We start from the raw sequence: 16,030 nt of genomic DNA on the forward strand, positions 1-16,030 counted from the left end.
GCCGCTTGTGCCGCTTGTGCCACTCGTGCCGCTCGTCCCACTCGTCCCGCTCGTACCACCCGTCCCGCTCGTACTCGTTCCGATGTTGTTGCCACCCGGCTTCGGCGCCGTGACATCGCTGCCGCCGCACGCCGCCAGCGCACACGCCGCGGCAATCGCGGCGAGCGCAACGTTTGCCTTGATGAAATGATTTTGCATGGAAGCCCCCGTCTGCAATTCAGCGCGATCCTTCCTGCAAGCATCTACCGTGCCATGCCCGTCGGTTCCGGTAACGATCCCGCCGCCGCACCGCAGCGCCCCTGCCGACGCCATACTCCCGCGCAGCACATCGCCCGCGCCTCCATCCGCAGCGTTCAATCCGGCCGTGCGTTCCGGCAGCACCGACGTAACACCGATCCGGCGTTACGTAGCACGACTCCCCCAAAAAAACGACCGGGACCGCACACCGCCGGTCCCGGCACATTGCACATGCCACGCGTCGTCACGGACGCTTCACGATCTTCACAATCGTAAGCGTGCCGTTCACGCTTTCGACGCGCACCCTGACCTTGTCGTCGACATGAAGCGACGTCAGCATCGCCGCATCGCCGACCTTGAACGCCATCGTCATCGGCGGCATCCCGACGTTGTCGAGCGGGCCATGCTTCAACATGACCAGCCCGCGCCCGGCATCGATCTCCTTGACCTCGGCATCGGTCAGCGCCGCATCCGGCGCCGACATCTTCGAACTCCCCATGCTCATCGCAGGCATGTCGCTGCCCGCGAACGCCGGCATCGCGACGACTGCCGCCGCGCACCACGCGGCGAAAGCGTGAAAGCAGGTATTCATCGATCGTCCCCCGCAGCCTCGAAGACATTCCCGTTGTTCATCGAAGCCGCGACGCGGATGCCCGGCTCAAACGAACAACGTCGCACCGGCCCATGCGATCAGCACGACGCCCAGCACGCGCCCGGCGCGCTCGCCGCCGGGCAGGATTTTTTCCGCGAACACGAACACCGACAGCGCGGCGATCCACACGACGTTCATCACGCCGCCGACGAACAGCAGCGCCATCAGCAACCCGCAGCACCCGACGCAATACATCCCGTGTCGCGCACCGAGCAGGAAACTGCCGGCGATGCCCGGACGCCAGTGCGCAACCAGAAAGGCGGCCGGCGCGCGGCATTGCCGAAGGCATGCACGTTTCAGCGGCGAGAATTGATAGAGCCCGGCCAGCGCGAGCACGGCCGCGGAAAGCACCGCACTCTTCGACCACAGCATCATCGCGGAGATCAGCCCGGCCGGCTGCAGCAGTTGCTGGAGCAACGCCGCGCCGACCGAGAACGCGAACCACGCGGCCAGATAGCCGGCCAGCAGCGACAGCGACGTCAACGCAGCCGCCGCGCCGTCCGCGCCGCGATGCGTTAGCACACGCCGGTAGAGCATCACGAGCGGCGCCGCGCTGGGCGTCATCATCGCGATCATCATCACCCACCACATCGCGATCACGGTCGGCAGCGACGGATCCATGCTGCCCATGTCGCCCGTCAGCCGATGCGGAAAGAGCGCGATCGCCGTCATCTGCAGCGCCGACATGCCGGTGCCCGCGCCGGTCCACAGGTAGAACCAGCACACGCCGACGAGCGCGGCCATGCCGAGCAGCATGACGACGCGCTCGCGCCCGAGCCAGGTGTCGAACGGGGTCATGCCGCCGCGCGATGCCGGATCAGCCCGTGGTTGTTCAGGTGCAGCCGCGCGAACTGCGCATAGGTTCCGTCGAGGTTCAGCACGATGTTGCCTTGCGAGCGCCCGGTGCCCGAACCGATCTCGGCGAGTTCGTACTCGAAACCGTTCGGCAGGTCGATCCGCGCGCGATGCTCGGCGCCCGTCACCGGGTTGCGGATCGGATCGCCCGCGACGTCGAACACGCCGTCGACATGAATCCGGCCGTGCCGCGCATCGACATCGACGTCGAAATCGATCTTCGTGAAGATCGGCTCGAACGCGTGCTCGAGCGTCGACGCGAATACCGCGAACATCGTCGCAAACGGATCGGTATCCTGACCGGTCATGATCTTCAGCACCGCTTCGCGCTGCGCCGGACTCGCGCGCTCGTCGACGATCGGCTGGCACTTGCCCCGGCCTTCGTGGACCGCCCCCGGCCACTGAAACACGACCGCGATCCTGACGCCGTCGAGCACCACGTCGCCATGGTGGCCGCTGTCGATCGAAATCGCACCCATTGCTTCGCATCCGCCGTGAGTCGGCGGTGCATTGAACTGGCAAGGGCATCCGTATGAGCAATTGCAGCTCATCATTTCGGTGCCCTGAATCTCCCACGGCGTCATGGCTTCACCTCGCGCGCTGTAACACATGAACGCTTCGAATCTAGTGCACGGCATCGGGGAAATCAAAGCGGGAACGGATGACCGATACGACGGGAGAAACCCGCGAATTCCGGTGGCGCGCATGGCGCGCCGACCGGCTCGCGGACGGCCGCTCAGATCCAGACGTCACGCCCGCACGTCACACGACCAGCGACGCGACGATCGCACACCACACGGCACTTGCGCCGCACAGGAACACGCGCCGCGCGACGAGCATCCGCGACTCGTCGCCGGCGGTCTTCATCGGCGAAGTCGCGAGAAAAGGCACGCTGGCGAGGCACGCGAAACCCGCGAGCGCGAGCACGATCACGACGTAATCGCCGAACCGCCAGGGCAACGGCTCGTGCAATCCCCAGTAGCCGAGAAACAGCATGCCCATCGAAAACATCGTCGCGGCGGCCGAACTGAGCGCGACCACCGATCCCGTCGGAAATTGCATGGGAGCCTCCCCTCGCGCAGCGTGCGCGACGCCGGATCATTATCCCGGCGCGGAGGGGAAAAGCACAACGCCGGCCGCAGCCCCCGCGGCGCGCGCTCGAGCAACGATACGCCGGTCGCCTCCTCGAGCAGCCGCAGATGCGTGTCGATCGCGGACGGCGCGGCGCCGATGATCGTTGTCACGGATTGACAGAAACCGGATTCGCGCGACAGAACTACCCGCCTTCAACCCGGCTTCTTCGTGGCCTGCACGACGGAAATCCAGCCCACCACCGCCGCGGCGACCCAGCAACAGGCGATCATCAGGTCGAGATCCATCCAGCCTTCGAAATTCGCGCTGTTTTCGAAGCTGCAGCGCTGATGGCCCCTGACCCACACGCAGCCGCTGATGAGCTGCTGGATGTGCATATAAACGCTGTAGACGGCAAAAGCCGACGCGATGACCGTGAGCCGCAAACGGACGTTCTTTTTCATGTGACGCGAATGCCGGTGGAAAGCCAGTGCCGATCTTACGGCAACGGCAACCTGCCCGGCAATCCGTCGCATCCTGCCCCCGGATGCCTTTCGCTCACGCGTCGATCCGCCTGATCGTCCTCAGGCAATCCGCTGCCAGCTGCTGATAAATCCGCGTGCCGTTCGCCTTCGCGTCGATCTCCGCGTCGCTCAGCCGACGCACGACCCGCCCCGGCATGCCCGCGAGCAGCACGCCGCGCGGCACGTCGTAGCCGGCCTTCACGAATGCGCACGCGGCAACGATCGTCGTGGCGCCGATGGTCGCGCCGTCCATCACGACCGCATTCATTCCGATCATCGTGTCGGGTTCGAGCGTCGCGCCATGCACGATCGCGCCGTGACCGATGTGGCTGTTGACGCCGAGCCGGCACGTCTCGCCGATCCCGACGTGCAGCACGCAGCCATCCTGCACGTTGCTGCCGTCCTCGACGACGATCGCACCGAAGTCGCCGCGCAGGCTCGCATGCGGGCCGATGTAGCAGCGCGCGCCGATCGTCACGTCGCCGATCACGACCGCGCTCGGGTCGACGTACGCGGACGGATCGACGCGCGGCCGCATCCCGTTGAATTCGAACAGCGGCATCGTCAGAGCGCCGCGACCGCTTCCGGCACGAGCGTAAACAGGTCGCCGACCACGCCGTAGTCGGCCACGCTGAAGATCGGCGCTTCCGGGTCCTTGTTGATCGCGACGATCACCTTCGAATCCTTCATCCCGGCCAGATGCTGGATCGCACCCGAGATGCCCACCGCGATGTACAGCTGCGGTGCGACGATCTTGCCGGTCTGGCCGACCTGGTAGTCGTTCGGCACGTAGCCGGCGTCGACTGCCGCGCGCGAGGCGCCGAGCGCTGCGCTCAACTTGTCCGCCAGCGGCTCCAGCACCTTCGTGTAGTTCTCGCCGCTGCCCAGACCTCGGCCGCCCGACACGATGATGCTTGCGCTCGTGAGTTCCGGACGGTCCAGCTTCGTCACCTCACGGCTCACGAACTGCGACTTGCCGGCGTCTGCCGCCGCTTCGATCTTCTCGACCACCGCGCTGCCGCCTTCCGCTGCAACCGGGTCGAAACCCGTCGCACGCACCGTGATGACCTTGATCGGGTCGCCCGACTGCACCGTCGCGATCGCGTTGCCCGCGTAGATCGGGCGCTCGAAGGTATCGGCCGACACGACCGCCGTGATCTCGGAGACCTGCGCGACGTCCAGCTTCGCGGCGATACGCGGCGCGATGTTCTTGCCGTATGCGGTCGCCGGCGCGAGGATGTGCGAATAGTCCTTCGCGATGTTCAGCACGGTCGCCTCGACGTTTTCCGCGAGGCCGTCGGCCAGTTGCTGCGCATCGGCCAGCAACACCTTCGACACACCTGCGATCTTCGCTGCCGCATCGGCCGCGCCTTGCGCGTCGTGGCCCGCGACCAGAACATGCACGTCACCGCCACCTGCCGCGCCGAGCGCCTGCGCAGCCGCCACCGCATTGAGTGTCGCGGCCTTGATCGATGCGTTGTCGTGTTCCGCAATTACCAGAATCGTCATTTCGTTGCGTTCCCTGTTACAGCACCCTGGCTTCGGTCTTCAGCTTCGCGACCAGCGTCTGCACGTCCGGCACCTTCATGCCGGCTGCGCGCTTCGGCGGCTCGTTCACGTTGAGCACTTTCAAACGCGGCGTCACATCCACGCCAAGGTCGCCGGGCTGCACGATCTCGAGCGGCTTCTTCTTCGCCTTCATGATGTTCGGCAAGGTCACGTAGCGCGGCTCGTTCAAACGCAGGTCGGTGGTCACCACGGCCGGCAGTCGAAGCGACAGCGTTTCCGCGCCGCCGTCGACTTCGCGCGCAACCGTCGCACGCCCGTCGGCCACCACCACCTTCGATGCAAACGTCGCCTGCGGCAAACCGGCCAGCGCGGCCAGCATCTGCCCGGTCTGGTTCGAATCGTCATCGATCGCCTGCTTGCCGAGAATCACGAGCGACGGCTGCTCCTTGTCGACCAGCGCCTTCAACACCTTCGCGACGGCCAGCGGTTCTACGCTGTCGTTCGATTCGACGAGGATCGCGCGATCCGCGCCGATCGCGAGCGCCGTGCGCAGCGTTTCCTGCGCCTGCGCGACGCCAACCGACACCGCGACCACTTCGGTCACGACACCGGCCTCCTTCAACCGCACGGCCTCCTCCACCGCAATCTCGTCGAACGGGTTCATCGACATCTTCACGTTCGCGATGTCGACGCCCGTCCGGTCGGATTTCACGCCGACCTTCACGTTCGCGTCGACCACGCGTTTCACTGCCACGAGCACTTTCAACTGCGCGTCTCCCTTGTGGTGCGATAGCCGCGTCAGCGCGCGGTATAACCGCCGTCGATCACGAGCTCCGCGCCCGTCACGTAACGCCCGGCCGGCGACACGAGATACAGGATGCCGGCCGCGATGTCGCGCGGGCTGCCGATCTTCGCCATCGGCACGTGCGTCTGCAGGTAGCCGAACACGTTGTCCGGGTCCTGCCCCATCTGGCGGAACGCGTCCTCGAGCATCGGCGTGCGGATATAGCCGGGGTGCACCGAGTTCGCGCGGATGTTCTTCGCCGCATACAGCATCGCGTCGACCTTCGCCATCATCCGCACCGCGGCCTTCGACGCGTGATACGCGGGCACGTCGGGGCCGCCGACGATCCCGTACATCGACGACAGGTTCACGATCGACCCGCCGCCGGCCGCGTCGATATGCGGAATCGCGGCACGCGTGCACAGGAACACGCCGTTCACGTTCACGTCCTGCACGCGCTGCCACTGCGCGAGCGTGAGCTCGTGCGTCGGCACGTTGTGGCCTTCGATGCCCGCGTTGTTGACGAGCACGTCGAGGCGCCCGAAGCGCGCGACGATTTCGCCGAACACGCGCGCCACGTCGGCCTCCTGCGTCACGTCGAGCGCCCAGAACGCGGCCTGGCCGCCCTGCGCGCGGATTTCCTCGACGAGCGCTTCCGCCGGTTGCGACAGCACGTCGAGAATCGCGACGCTCGCCCCGGCCGCGGCCAGCGTGCGCGCGGTCTCCGCGCCGATGCCGCGCGCGCCGCCGGTGATCGCGGCCACCTTGCCGCGCAGGTCGAACAGGTCTTCGATGAGCTTCATGTCGTCTCCATGTATGTGATCAGACGGCCCGCCCGCATCGGGGCAGGCCCTCGCGGGCATCCGGCGTTATCGCGTATTCCGCGCCGCAAGAAAATCGAGGCATTCCCGATTGAAATAGTCGGCGTGTTCCACCATCACCCAGTGGCCGCACCGGTTCATCAGCACGAAACGCGCGTCGCGGCAGTGTTCGAGGAACTTCAGCGCGCCGCCGACCGGATTGAAACGGTCGTCCGTTCCCCAGAAACCCAGCACCGGGCAGCGCAGGTCGCCGAGCGCACCGGTCAGGTTCGGCACGCTCATCGTCGACAGCACTTCGGTCGGCTGCTCGACGCACACCTTCATCCGCTCGGCCACGAGCGCGTCGGTGACGATCGCCGGATCGTGCACGAGCAGCGTCAGCAGCTCGCGCATCGTGTCGTCATTCATCTGGCGATTGGTGAACAGCTTCACCATCCGCTGGATGCCTTCCATCCGGAAATAGGTATCGCGATCCTCGACGCCGCCCGGCGCCATCATGATCAGCCCGTCGACTTCGTCCGGGTAATCGAGCGCGTACTTGAGCGCGATCGCGCCGCCGAGCGAGTTGCCGAGCAGCACGGCCGGCCCGATCCCGAGCGCGTCCAGTTGCGCATGCAGCGCGCCGACGAAGAAATCGAGCGTATAGGCGACGTCGGACGGCTTCGAGGACTGCCCGTAGCCCGGCAGGTCGACGACGATCGCGCGATGGCCGGCCGCCGCGAACGCGGGCACGTTGTGCTTGAAATTGCTGAAACCGCTGGCGCCCGGGCCGCTGCCGTGGATGAACACCACGGGCCGGCCTTCGCCCGCCTCGTAATGGTGCAGGCGCAGGCCGCCCGGCACGTCGGTGAAGATGCCGGCCGGCGGCGTCGTGGGGATCGTCATCGCGGGTTGTCTCCTTCGTCGTTCGATGGATGCCTGACCACGATGATTGCGTCGCCGGCGCCGGCCGGCATCGTCCTTTCAGACTACGAAGCCGCGCGCGCTTCTTCCTATCATCGGCCCACCGAAACGGAGGCAGACGATGAACGGATTCGACTACAGCGGCAAGACAGTGCTCGTGACGGGCGGCACCAAGGGCATCGGGCGGCGCATCGCCGAACGGTTTCTCGCGGCGGGGGCACGCGTGTTCGTCTGCGGACGCAGCGCACCCGACACGCCGCCCGCGGCCGGCGGCCGCACGGCGGCATTCGTCGCGGCCGACCTGCGCGACATCGAGCAGGTCGACGCGATGCTCGCAACCATCCGCGCGGAGGCCGGCGGCCTCGACGTGCTCGTCAACAACGCGGGCGGCTCGCCGTTCGCGCTTGCAGCCGATGCGTCGCCGCGCTTCACCGAATCGATCGTGCGGCTGAACCTGACCGCACCGCTGCAGCTCGCGCAGCGCGTGAACGCGATCATGCAGCCGCAGCGCGAGGGCGGCGTGATGCTGTTCATCGCGAGCGTCAGCGCGTCGCGGCCGTCGCCCGGCACGGCCGCGTACGGCGCCGCGAAAGCGGGCCTCGTCAATGCGGTCACGTCGCTCGCGGTCGAGTGGGCGCCGCGGGTGCGCGTGTGTGCGATCAGCCCGAGCCTCGTGCAGACGGAATCGGCCACCGAAGGCCACTATGGCGACGACGATGCGCTCGACGCGATCCGCGCGACGATTCCCGCCGGCCGCCTCGCGACACCCGACGACGTTGCCTCCGCGTGCCTCTTTCTCGCGTCGCCCGGCGCGTCGTACACGTCGGGCGCGAACCTGCGGCTCGACGGCGGCGGCGAACGGCCCGCGTTCCTGTCGGCGGCACAGGCGGACGCGCGATGACACGCGCCGCGCACGCGGCCTCGCGCGATCGTTGCCAGTCCTAGGGAAGTCATCTAGTTCATTTTGACGATTCCCTGCTACCGCGATCTCCCTACTCTGCCTCTCACGACAACACATAGTCGACCGTCGTCGATACCCCCAAGAGGAGACACCATGCATCAACGGATTTCGCGCCGTACCGGCAAGCGGGCAACCGCCACGCTGTCGACGCTGGCCGCCGCGCTGCTGACGTGCGCCGTTCCCAACGCGCACGCCGGCAGCACGATCGAGCTGGGCGCCGACACGACGCTGGACTACACGTTCACGCTCAGTTACGGCCTCGGCATGCGCACCCGCGCACCGAGCGGCAATCTCCTCACGCCGGCGAACATCAACGGCGACGACGGCGATCGCAACTTTGCGAAGAACAAGCTGATCGAGAACCAGGTCAGCCTGCTCGGCGAAGTGAACCTGAAGCACGACGACTGGGGTGTGTTCGTGCGGGCCGACACGTTCTACGACCAGGCGTACCACCGCCCGAACTACAACGACGCGCCGGGCACCGTGAACCAGTCGGGCCAGTACAACAATTTCACGAGCGACGCGCGCTACTGGTCGGGCGGCCACACGACGCTGCTCGCCGCGTACGCGTACAACACGTTCCACATCGGCTCGACGAGCCTGAACGTGAAGGTCGGCGATCAAGTGGTCGCGTGGGGCGAAAGCCTGTTCTTCCCGAACATCGCGGGCGCGCAGGGCCCCGCCGACGCGACCAAGTCGTACATGGCCGGCGCCGAGGTGAAGGACATCCTGCTGCCGGTGCCGCAGATCTCGACGCAGTGGCAGATCACGCCGAACTTCAGCCTGCTCGCGTACTACCAGTTCGCGTTCAAGGAGAACCGCCTCACCGCGCCGGGCACCTACTGGAGCTATTCGGACGTGGTTGGCCCGGGCGCGCAGTTCATCATCGGCCCGGGTGGGATGATCATTCCGCGCGGCGCCGACGACAAGCCGAGCGCACGCAACCAGTGGGGGATCGGCGCGCGCTTCCGCGTGTTCGGCGACACGGAGCTGGGCGTGTATCACCTGCACTACAACGACATGAACCCGAGTGTCGTCACGACGTACTTCCCGACGCTCCAGTACCAGCAGACCTACTTCAACAACATCAAGCTGACCGGTGCGAGCTTCTCGACGCAGGTCGGCCCCGTGAACGTCGCGGGCGAAGTGTCGTACCGCCAGGGCGCGGCCGTGCTCGTCAATACCGCTATGGGCCCGCAGTCGACGCGCGCGAACGTGCTGCAGACCAACCTGTCCGGCATCTACTCGATCGGGCCGAGTTTCCTCGCGAATTCGCAGTCGCTGATCGGCGAACTCACGTACGTGCACGCGGGCAGCATCTCGGAGCAAGGCGGGTCGACCACGCTCGCGAATTCGCGCAACGCGCTCGCGATGGAGATCGCGTGGACGCTCAGCTACAAGAACGTGTTCAACGGCTGGGATCTCGACGTGCCGCTGACCTACACGCACGACCTGACGGGCACGTCGCCGCTCGCCGGCGCGCTCGGCTCGCTGACGGGCCAGGGCGACCACCGCGTGACGGCCGGCGTGACGTTCACGCGCCTGAGCAACCTGCAGCTGTCGCTCGTCTACGCGAAGTTCCTCGGCTCGCCGAACCCGGTCACGCGCCCGCTCGCGGATCGCGACTACGTGCTGGCCACGGCGACCTATCACTTCTGAGCGGCCCGGCCGCTCGTCACTCAGCAAGAGGATTTGTCATGAAGCGAATTCGTCTCCCCCTCCTGCGCGCCTCGGTTATCGCCGCGTGCGCACTCGCCGCGACGGCGTCGTACCCGAAGGTCACGCCGGACGACCTGAAGGCGCTCGACGGCCAGTTGACCCCGATGGGCGCCGTGCGCGCCGCGAGCAAGGACAGCGGCGTGCCCGAGTGGTCGGGCAAGTGGCTCGGCACGCCGCCGGACGTGCAGTACAAGCGCGGCAGCCGTTACCCCGATCCGTACGCGAGCGAGAAGCCGGTCGCGACGATCACCGCGGAGAACATGGCGCAGTACGCCGAGCACCTGACCGACGGCCAGAAGGCGATGTTCAAGCGCTATCCGGCCACGTTCAAGATCGTCGTCTACCCGAGCCACCGCGACTTCCGCTACCCGGATTCCGTCTACAAGGACATTCGCACTTATGCGCCGGACTCGACGATGACACCCGACGCGAACGGCCTCACGAACGCGCCGCCGACGGTGCCCTATCCGATCCCGAAGACCGCCGCCGAATTGCTGTGGAACCAGCGCTTCTCGTCGTCGATCGGCACCGAGCAGGCCACCTACGACCAGGCAGTCGTCTACTCCGACGGCAACATCGCGTGGGGCAAGGTGCGCTACGACATCTACTCGCCGCGCAACGTCGGCAAGTACGACGTCAAGAGCGACCTGAACAACCGCACGTACTACCGCAACGCGACGGAGCTGCCGCTGTCCGACCGCGGCTCGCTGATCGTCGGCTTCACGAACTGGGACAAGGCCGGCGCGGACAACTCGTCGCGCACGTGGATGTACAACCCCGGCACGCGGCGCGTGCGTCAGGCGCCCGAATACGGCTACGACCAGCCGCAGGGCCCGGGCGGCTTCCGCACGGTCGACGACGACCGCCTGTACAACGGCCCCGGCGATCGCTACGACTGGAAGATCGTCGGCAAGCGCGAGATCTACGTGCCGTACAACAACTACAAGGTGATGGACAGCGCGGTGAAGTACGGCGAACTGCTGACCAAGGGCCACGAGAACCCGAGCTACATCCGCTACGAACTGCATCGCGTGTGGGTGCTGCAGGCCACGCTGAAGAGCGGCTACCGTCATCAGTACGCGAAGCGCGTGCTGTACATCGACGAGGATTCGTGGCAATCGCTGCTCGCGGACAACTACGACGCGCGCGGCCAGCTGTGGCGCACCAACGTCGCGACGTCGCTGTACGCCTACGACGCGAAGGTGTTCTACCCGAGCGCGGTGTTCTTCCACGACCTGATCTCCGGCGCGTACATGGCCGACCGCCTGACGAACGAAGGCCCGATGCCGAAGCTCGACAACAGCCCGCAGTTCAACGAGGCGTATTTCTCGCCTGACGCGATCCGCAGTTCGGGCAACTGATCGACCGACCGACGCGGCATGCCCGTGACCCACGCGCCGGAGCCCCGCTCCGGCGCACCACGCCGCCCGTGACGGCGGCCATTTCCATTCGAGGGCCCTTTCATGTCTTCCCGCCTGCATACGACGCTCGGTGACGAGCTGTACGCCGCATGGCACGCGCGCGCACCGGTCGCGCCGCTGTCGGGCCGGGCGCGCCGCCTGTCGCTCGACGACGCGTACCGCATCCAGCAGCGCTTCATCGAACGCCGCGTCGAACACGGCGAGGCGGTCGTCGGCAAGAAGATCGGCGTGACGAGCCAGGCCGTGCAGGACATGCTGAACGTGCGCCAGCCCGATTTCGGCATCCTGCTGTCGGGCATGCACTACGCGGCCGGCGAGGCGATCGCCGCCGATTCGCTGATCGCGCCGCGCGCCGAGGGCGAGATCGCGTTCATCCTCGCGCGCGACCTGCGCGGCCCCGGCATCGACCGCACCGACGTGATCGCCGCGACGGCCGCCGTCGCGCCCTGCTTCGAGATCGTCGACTCGCGCATCCGCGACTGGGCGATCCGCATCGAGGACACTGTCGCCGACAACGCGTCGTGCGGCGTGTACGTGCTCGGCGAAACGCGCGTCGACCCGCGCACGCTCGATCTCGCCGCGTGCGAGATGACGATCGAGAAGAACGGCGAGCCCGTCGCGCAAGGCCGCGGCGACGCGGCGCTCGGCCATCCCGCCGACGCGGTCGCGTGGCTCGCGAACACGCTCGCCGCGTACGACGTGCCGCTGCTTGCCGGCGAGATCGTGCTGTCCGGCTCGCTCGCGAAACTGATTCCGGTCACGGCCGGCGACGCACTGTCGATGCATATCTCCGGCATCGGCACTTGCGACGTCCGCTTTATCTAAAGGAACCATCCTGATGAAGAAAATCAAATGCGCACTGATCGGGCCCGGCAACATCGGCACCGACCTGTTGGTCAAGCTGCGCCGCTCGCCGGTGCTCGAACCCGTGTGGATGGTCGGTGTCGATCCGGCCTCCGACGGCCTCGCGCGCGCCCGCGAATTCGGCCTGAAGACCACCGACAAGGGCGTTGACGGGCTGCTGCCGCACGTCGCCGCCGACGATATCCGCATCGCGTTCGACGCGACGTCGGCCTACGTGCACCGCGACAACTCCGACAAGCTCACCGCGCTCGGCGTGAAGATGATCGACCTGACGCCCGCCGCGATCGGGCCGTACTGCGTGCCGCCGGTGAACCTCGACGCGCATCTCGACAGCGCGCAGATGAACGTGAACATGGTCACGTGCGGCGGCCAGGCGACGATCCCGATGGTGTACGCGGTGTCGCGCGTGCAGCCGGTCGCGTACGGCGAGATCGTCGCGACGGTATCGTCGCGCTCGGTCGGCCCCGGCACGCGCAAGAACATCGACGAATTCACGCGCACGACGTCCGGCGCGATCGAACAGGTCGGCGGCGCCCGCAAGGGCAAGGCGATCATCGTGATCAACCCGGCCGAGCCGCCGCTGATCATGCGCGACACGATCCACTGCCTGACCGACGGCCCGCCCGACGTCGACGCGATCACCGCGTCCGTGCATGCGATGGTCAAGGAAGTGCAACGCTACGTGCCCGGCTATACGCTGAAGAACGGCCCGGTGTTCGACGGCAATCGCGTGTCGGTGTTCATGGAGGTCGAAGGGCTCGGCGACTACCTGCCGAAGTACGCGGGCAACCTCGACATCATGACCGCCGCCGCGGCCGCCACGGCCGAGCGTTTCGCCGAACAGATGCTGGCCGCGACGGCCGCCACCGCTTGAGTCGAGGAGTCACACGATGTCACTTGCAGGCAAGAAGATCACCGTCCACGACATGTCGCTGCGCGACGGGATGCACCCGAAGCGCCACCAGATCACGCTCGACCAGATGCGCAGCATCGCGCGCGGGCTCGACGCGGCCGGCGTGCCGCTGATCGAGGTCACGCACGGCGACGGGCTCGGCGGCGCCTCGGTCAACTACGGTTTCCCCGCGCACACCGACGAGGCGTACCTGGGCGCCGTGATCCCGGAGCTGAAGCAGGCGAAGGTGTCGGCGCTGCTGCTGCCCGGCATCGGCACCGTCGAGCATCTGCGCATGGCGCACGAACTCGGCGTCGGCACGATCCGTGTCGCGACGCACTGCACCGAAGCGGACGTATCGGAACAGCACATCGGCCTCGCGCGCACGCTCGGCCTCGATACGGTCGGATTCCTGATGATGGCGCACATGTCGTCGCCGGCGCAGCTCGTCGTGCAGGCGAAGCTGATGGAATCGTACGGCGCGAACTGCATCTACATCACCGATTCGGCCGGCCACATGCTGCCCGACGACGTGACCGCGCGGATCGGCCAGGTGCGCGACGCGCTGAAGCCGGAGACGGAGCTCGGCTTCCACGGCCATCACAACCTCGCGATGGGTGTCGCGAACTCGGTCGCGGCCGTGGCGGCCGGTGCGAACCGGATCGATGCGGCCGCGGCCGGCCTCGGCGCCGGCGCGGGCAACACGCCGATGGAAGTGTTCGTCGCGGTATGCGACCGGATGGGGATCGAGACGGGCGTCGACGTGTTCGCGATCTCGGACGTCGCCGAGGATCTCGTCGTGCCGATCATGGATGCGCCGATCCGCCTCGACCGCGATGCACTGACGCTCGGCTATGCGGGCGTCTACTCGTCGTTCCTGCTGTTCGCGAAGCGTGCGGAAGCGAAGTACGGGATTCCCGCACGCGACATCCTCGTCGAACTGGGCCGGCAGCGGCTCGTCGGCGGGCAGGAGGACATGATCGAGGATGCGGCGCTGACGATGGTGCGGGCGCGGGAGGTGGCGGCGTAAGCGAACGCCTGCGTCGGCGCAGTGCAACGGGTTGTCGGCAACGACAACCTCGCTTGCGCGGCACTGCTGCCGACGGGCCGGCTGCTCACCGATTTGCACATCCGGCGCCGCATCTTCATCGCAGGCACGGCCCCCTTCACCGTCGCGTCGCTGCTGTGCGCGCTCGCGCCTTCGGTATCGATGCCGCTCGCCGCATCACCGATGCTTCCCGCCGTGCCTGCGCCGCCGATGCGCTTCGCGCGCCTGCAGCAGCGACGGCATCAGTTCCTCGATGTATTGCCGCGCCTGCCCTCGCGTCACGATCTCGCTGAAGCGCTGATGGGCCTTGTCATGGCCGACCAGCGCCGCATGCGCTTTCTTCAGGATGTGCAGGTACGCGATCAGGCTCGTGCCGTCGCGCACGGGCAGCGCATCGCGCGGATCCGGTGTCGTACTCATGTTCCGATCCTTTGCGGACAATCCGTCCGGCACGTAGTCGTCACGAGCGCCAGCAGGTCGTTCGCGAGACGATCGCGGTCGGTCAGCGGCGCCAGGCCGAACAGCCGCTCGAGCGTCGCGGCGACCGACGCATGGTCGTACACCGTATGGTCGACCTGCCCGGCCGCGACCCACGGCGAAATCACGATCGCCGGCACCCGCACGCCGTACACGTCGAACCCGAAGCCGCTCGCGTTCAGCGTCGCCGCCGCGCCATCGTTCGGCGGCGGCGCAGCGCCCGGCCCGACCGAATCGTAGAAGCCGCCGTGCTCGTCGTAGCAGATCACGAGCAGGCTGGTGTTCCACACCGGCGAATTGCGGATCGCGTTGTACACGCGCGCGACGAGCTGGTCGCCGCCGGCGAGGCCGTCCATCGGATGCTGCGAGCTGCCGTTCTGGTAGGTGCCGTGCACGATGTCGCCGTAACCGGGCTCGATGAACGTATAGCGCGCCGTATAGCCCGCCGCGAGATCAGCCTCGAAATGCGCGAGGTCGTCGATGTCGAAGAAGCTGATGCCCTTCAGCGACGCCACCTGCGGCACGTGGCCGAGCGGATTGCCCGTCTGGTCCTGGTAGATGCGCCAGTTGTCGTCGCCGAGCGCGGCGAAGATCGAACCCTTCGGATACGGGAAACCGTCGAACGCGTCCCATCCGGCCATTTCTTCTCTCGTCGGCGAATGGTCGAGCCCGGCCGACGACGCACCGTGCAGGAAAAAGCGATTCGGCCAGGTCGGCCCGGGCATCGACGCGTGCCACGCGTCGCACAGCACGAACGCGTTCGCGAGTGCGTGCAGCGACGGGGCCTGCGTCGCGATGTCGACGCCCTGCATGATCTTGCCCGCGTCGGCCGGCTGCGGCGGCTTGCCTTCGGAACGCGACGTCGCGTAGTTCGACACGAATCCGGTATTGCGGACCGGCGGATAGGCCTGCCCTTTCACGAACGGCACGCCCGCGCCGCAGAGCTGCTCGAGCACGTCGGTGAATTCGTGGCACGGATCGGTCGGCATCCGGTCGGGCGCGCCGCCGCCGAACGGATAGACCGCGCCGCCATACGCATTGCTGTTGCCCGGCGACGCGGCGACGATGCCGGGGTAGCCCGACAGCGCGAACAGGTGGTCGAAGGAGCGGTTCTCGAGCATCAGCACGAACACGTGCCGGATGCGGTCCTGAACCGACGGGGATGCGGGGGCTGCGTCTGCACTCATGGCGCCTCCTGGCGTCGCGCGACGAAAGTCCGGCTGGCACGGCCGTTGGCCCGCTGAAAGACGCTGAAGGGATTGAAAGCCGCACGCGCGGCGCGGGCCGCGAAT

Annotated in this window: 19 protein-coding genes and 1 pseudogene; 8 read left to right on the forward strand and 12 right to left on the reverse strand. The window is 67.1% G+C overall.

Annotated features, from left to right (window positions below; translation table 11 throughout):
- A partial coding sequence (locus tag FOZ70_RS38490; protein WP_219706586.1) for a hypothetical protein occupies window positions 1–190 on the forward strand: 190 nt, incomplete at its 5' end.
- Window positions 191–481: 291 nt separating this feature from the next.
- On the opposite strand, the gene FOZ70_RS20270 is transcribed toward FOZ70_RS38490, so the two are convergent.
- From FOZ70_RS20270 to FOZ70_RS20315, 10 genes are all read right to left on the reverse strand, one after another.
- A complete protein-coding gene (locus FOZ70_RS20270; RefSeq protein WP_219706587.1) occupies window positions 482–829 on the reverse strand; it encodes a copper-binding protein in 348 nt (115 codons plus the stop codon).
- A gap of 66 nt (window positions 830–895) precedes the next feature.
- On the reverse strand, window positions 896–1,687 hold the full coding sequence (locus tag FOZ70_RS20275; protein ID WP_059707432.1) for a DUF2182 domain-containing protein: 792 nt from the start codon (window positions 1,685–1,687) through the stop codon (window positions 896–898).
- Window positions 1,684–2,328 carry a DUF1326 domain-containing protein gene (locus FOZ70_RS20280; protein WP_059588880.1) on the reverse strand — a complete coding sequence of 215 codons (645 nt, stop codon included), beginning with the start codon at window positions 2,326–2,328 and terminating at the stop codon, window positions 1,684–1,686. The genes FOZ70_RS20275 and FOZ70_RS20280 overlap by 4 nt, the downstream gene beginning before the upstream one ends.
- 178 nt (window positions 2,329–2,506) lie before the next feature.
- Window positions 2,507–2,806, reverse strand: coding sequence for a hypothetical protein (locus tag FOZ70_RS20285; protein WP_021164379.1), 300 nt, complete (start codon window positions 2,804–2,806; stop codon window positions 2,507–2,509).
- A 224-nt stretch (window positions 2,807–3,030) separates the two neighbouring features.
- Window positions 3,031–3,279 (reverse strand): hypothetical protein, encoded by a 249-nt coding sequence (locus tag FOZ70_RS20290; protein ID WP_042978349.1) that lies wholly within the window; start codon window positions 3,277–3,279, stop codon window positions 3,031–3,033.
- A gap of 94 nt (window positions 3,280–3,373) precedes the next feature.
- A complete protein-coding gene (locus FOZ70_RS20295) occupies window positions 3,374–3,901 on the reverse strand; it encodes a transferase hexapeptide repeat family protein (RefSeq protein WP_027791703.1) in 528 nt (175 codons plus the stop codon).
- Window positions 3,902–3,903: 2 nt separating this feature from the next.
- Window positions 3,904–4,848, reverse strand: coding sequence for an FAD-binding protein (locus FOZ70_RS20300; protein WP_059707430.1), 945 nt, complete (start codon window positions 4,846–4,848; stop codon window positions 3,904–3,906).
- Window positions 4,849–4,864: 16 nt separating this feature from the next.
- Window positions 4,865–5,614, reverse strand: a complete 750-nt coding sequence (locus tag FOZ70_RS20305) for an electron transfer flavoprotein subunit beta/FixA family protein (protein WP_059707428.1) — start codon at window positions 5,612–5,614, stop codon at window positions 4,865–4,867.
- A 32-nt stretch (window positions 5,615–5,646) separates the two neighbouring features.
- Window positions 5,647–6,435: a glucose 1-dehydrogenase gene (locus FOZ70_RS20310; RefSeq protein ID WP_021159456.1), complete on the reverse strand. Its 789-nt coding sequence runs from the start codon at window positions 6,433–6,435 to the stop codon at window positions 5,647–5,649.
- Window positions 6,436–6,501: 66 nt separating this feature from the next.
- On the reverse strand, window positions 6,502–7,338 hold the full coding sequence (locus FOZ70_RS20315; protein ID WP_048025117.1) for an alpha/beta hydrolase: 837 nt from the start codon (window positions 7,336–7,338) through the stop codon (window positions 6,502–6,504).
- A gap of 139 nt (window positions 7,339–7,477) precedes the next feature.
- Here FOZ70_RS20315 and FOZ70_RS20320 point away from each other — a divergent pair, with 139 nt between their 5' ends.
- The 7 genes and pseudogenes from FOZ70_RS20320 to FOZ70_RS38120 form a co-directional block, all read left to right on the forward strand.
- Window positions 7,478–8,257, forward strand: coding sequence for an SDR family oxidoreductase (locus FOZ70_RS20320; RefSeq protein WP_219706588.1), 780 nt, complete (start codon window positions 7,478–7,480; stop codon window positions 8,255–8,257).
- Between the two features lie 153 nt (window positions 8,258–8,410).
- Complete coding sequence (locus tag FOZ70_RS20325) at window positions 8,411–9,976, forward strand: DUF1302 family protein (RefSeq protein ID WP_165580609.1); 1,566 nt, start codon at window positions 8,411–8,413, stop codon at window positions 9,974–9,976.
- A 38-nt stretch (window positions 9,977–10,014) separates the two neighbouring features.
- Complete coding sequence (locus FOZ70_RS20330) at window positions 10,015–11,397, forward strand: DUF1329 domain-containing protein (RefSeq protein ID WP_060217389.1); 1,383 nt, start codon at window positions 10,015–10,017, stop codon at window positions 11,395–11,397.
- 102 nt (window positions 11,398–11,499) lie between these two features.
- Window positions 11,500–12,282 (forward strand): 2-oxopent-4-enoate hydratase, encoded by a 783-nt coding sequence (gene dmpE, locus FOZ70_RS20335; RefSeq protein WP_219706589.1) that lies wholly within the window; start codon window positions 11,500–11,502, stop codon window positions 12,280–12,282.
- Between the two features lie 13 nt (window positions 12,283–12,295).
- Window positions 12,296–13,195, forward strand: coding sequence for an acetaldehyde dehydrogenase (acetylating) (locus FOZ70_RS20340; RefSeq protein ID WP_021159450.1), 900 nt, complete (start codon window positions 12,296–12,298; stop codon window positions 13,193–13,195).
- 16 nt (window positions 13,196–13,211) lie between these two features.
- Window positions 13,212–14,243 (forward strand): 4-hydroxy-2-oxovalerate aldolase, encoded by a 1,032-nt coding sequence (gene dmpG, locus FOZ70_RS20345; protein ID WP_048025108.1) that lies wholly within the window; start codon window positions 13,212–13,214, stop codon window positions 14,241–14,243.
- A 3-nt stretch (window positions 14,244–14,246) separates the two neighbouring features.
- Window positions 14,247–14,426, forward strand: a pseudogene (locus FOZ70_RS38120) (MFS transporter); the annotation flags it as partial.
- Window positions 14,427–14,438: 12 nt separating this feature from the next.
- Here the strand turns inward: FOZ70_RS38120 and FOZ70_RS20350 are convergent.
- Together FOZ70_RS20350 and FOZ70_RS20355 are read right to left on the reverse strand one after the other, a co-directional pair.
- Window positions 14,439–14,681, reverse strand: coding sequence for a hypothetical protein (locus FOZ70_RS20350; RefSeq protein ID WP_021159448.1), 243 nt, complete (start codon window positions 14,679–14,681; stop codon window positions 14,439–14,441).
- Window positions 14,678–15,925 (reverse strand): alkaline phosphatase family protein, encoded by a 1,248-nt coding sequence (locus FOZ70_RS20355; RefSeq protein ID WP_219706590.1) that lies wholly within the window; start codon window positions 15,923–15,925, stop codon window positions 14,678–14,680. Before FOZ70_RS20355 ends, FOZ70_RS20350 begins: the two co-directional genes overlap by 4 nt.
- Between the last annotated feature and the right edge of the window lie 105 nt (window positions 15,926–16,030).

Source organism: Burkholderia sp. COPS (assembly GCF_019425585.1).
Classification (GTDB): Bacteria; Pseudomonadota; Gammaproteobacteria; order Burkholderiales; family Burkholderiaceae; genus Burkholderia; species Burkholderia cepacia.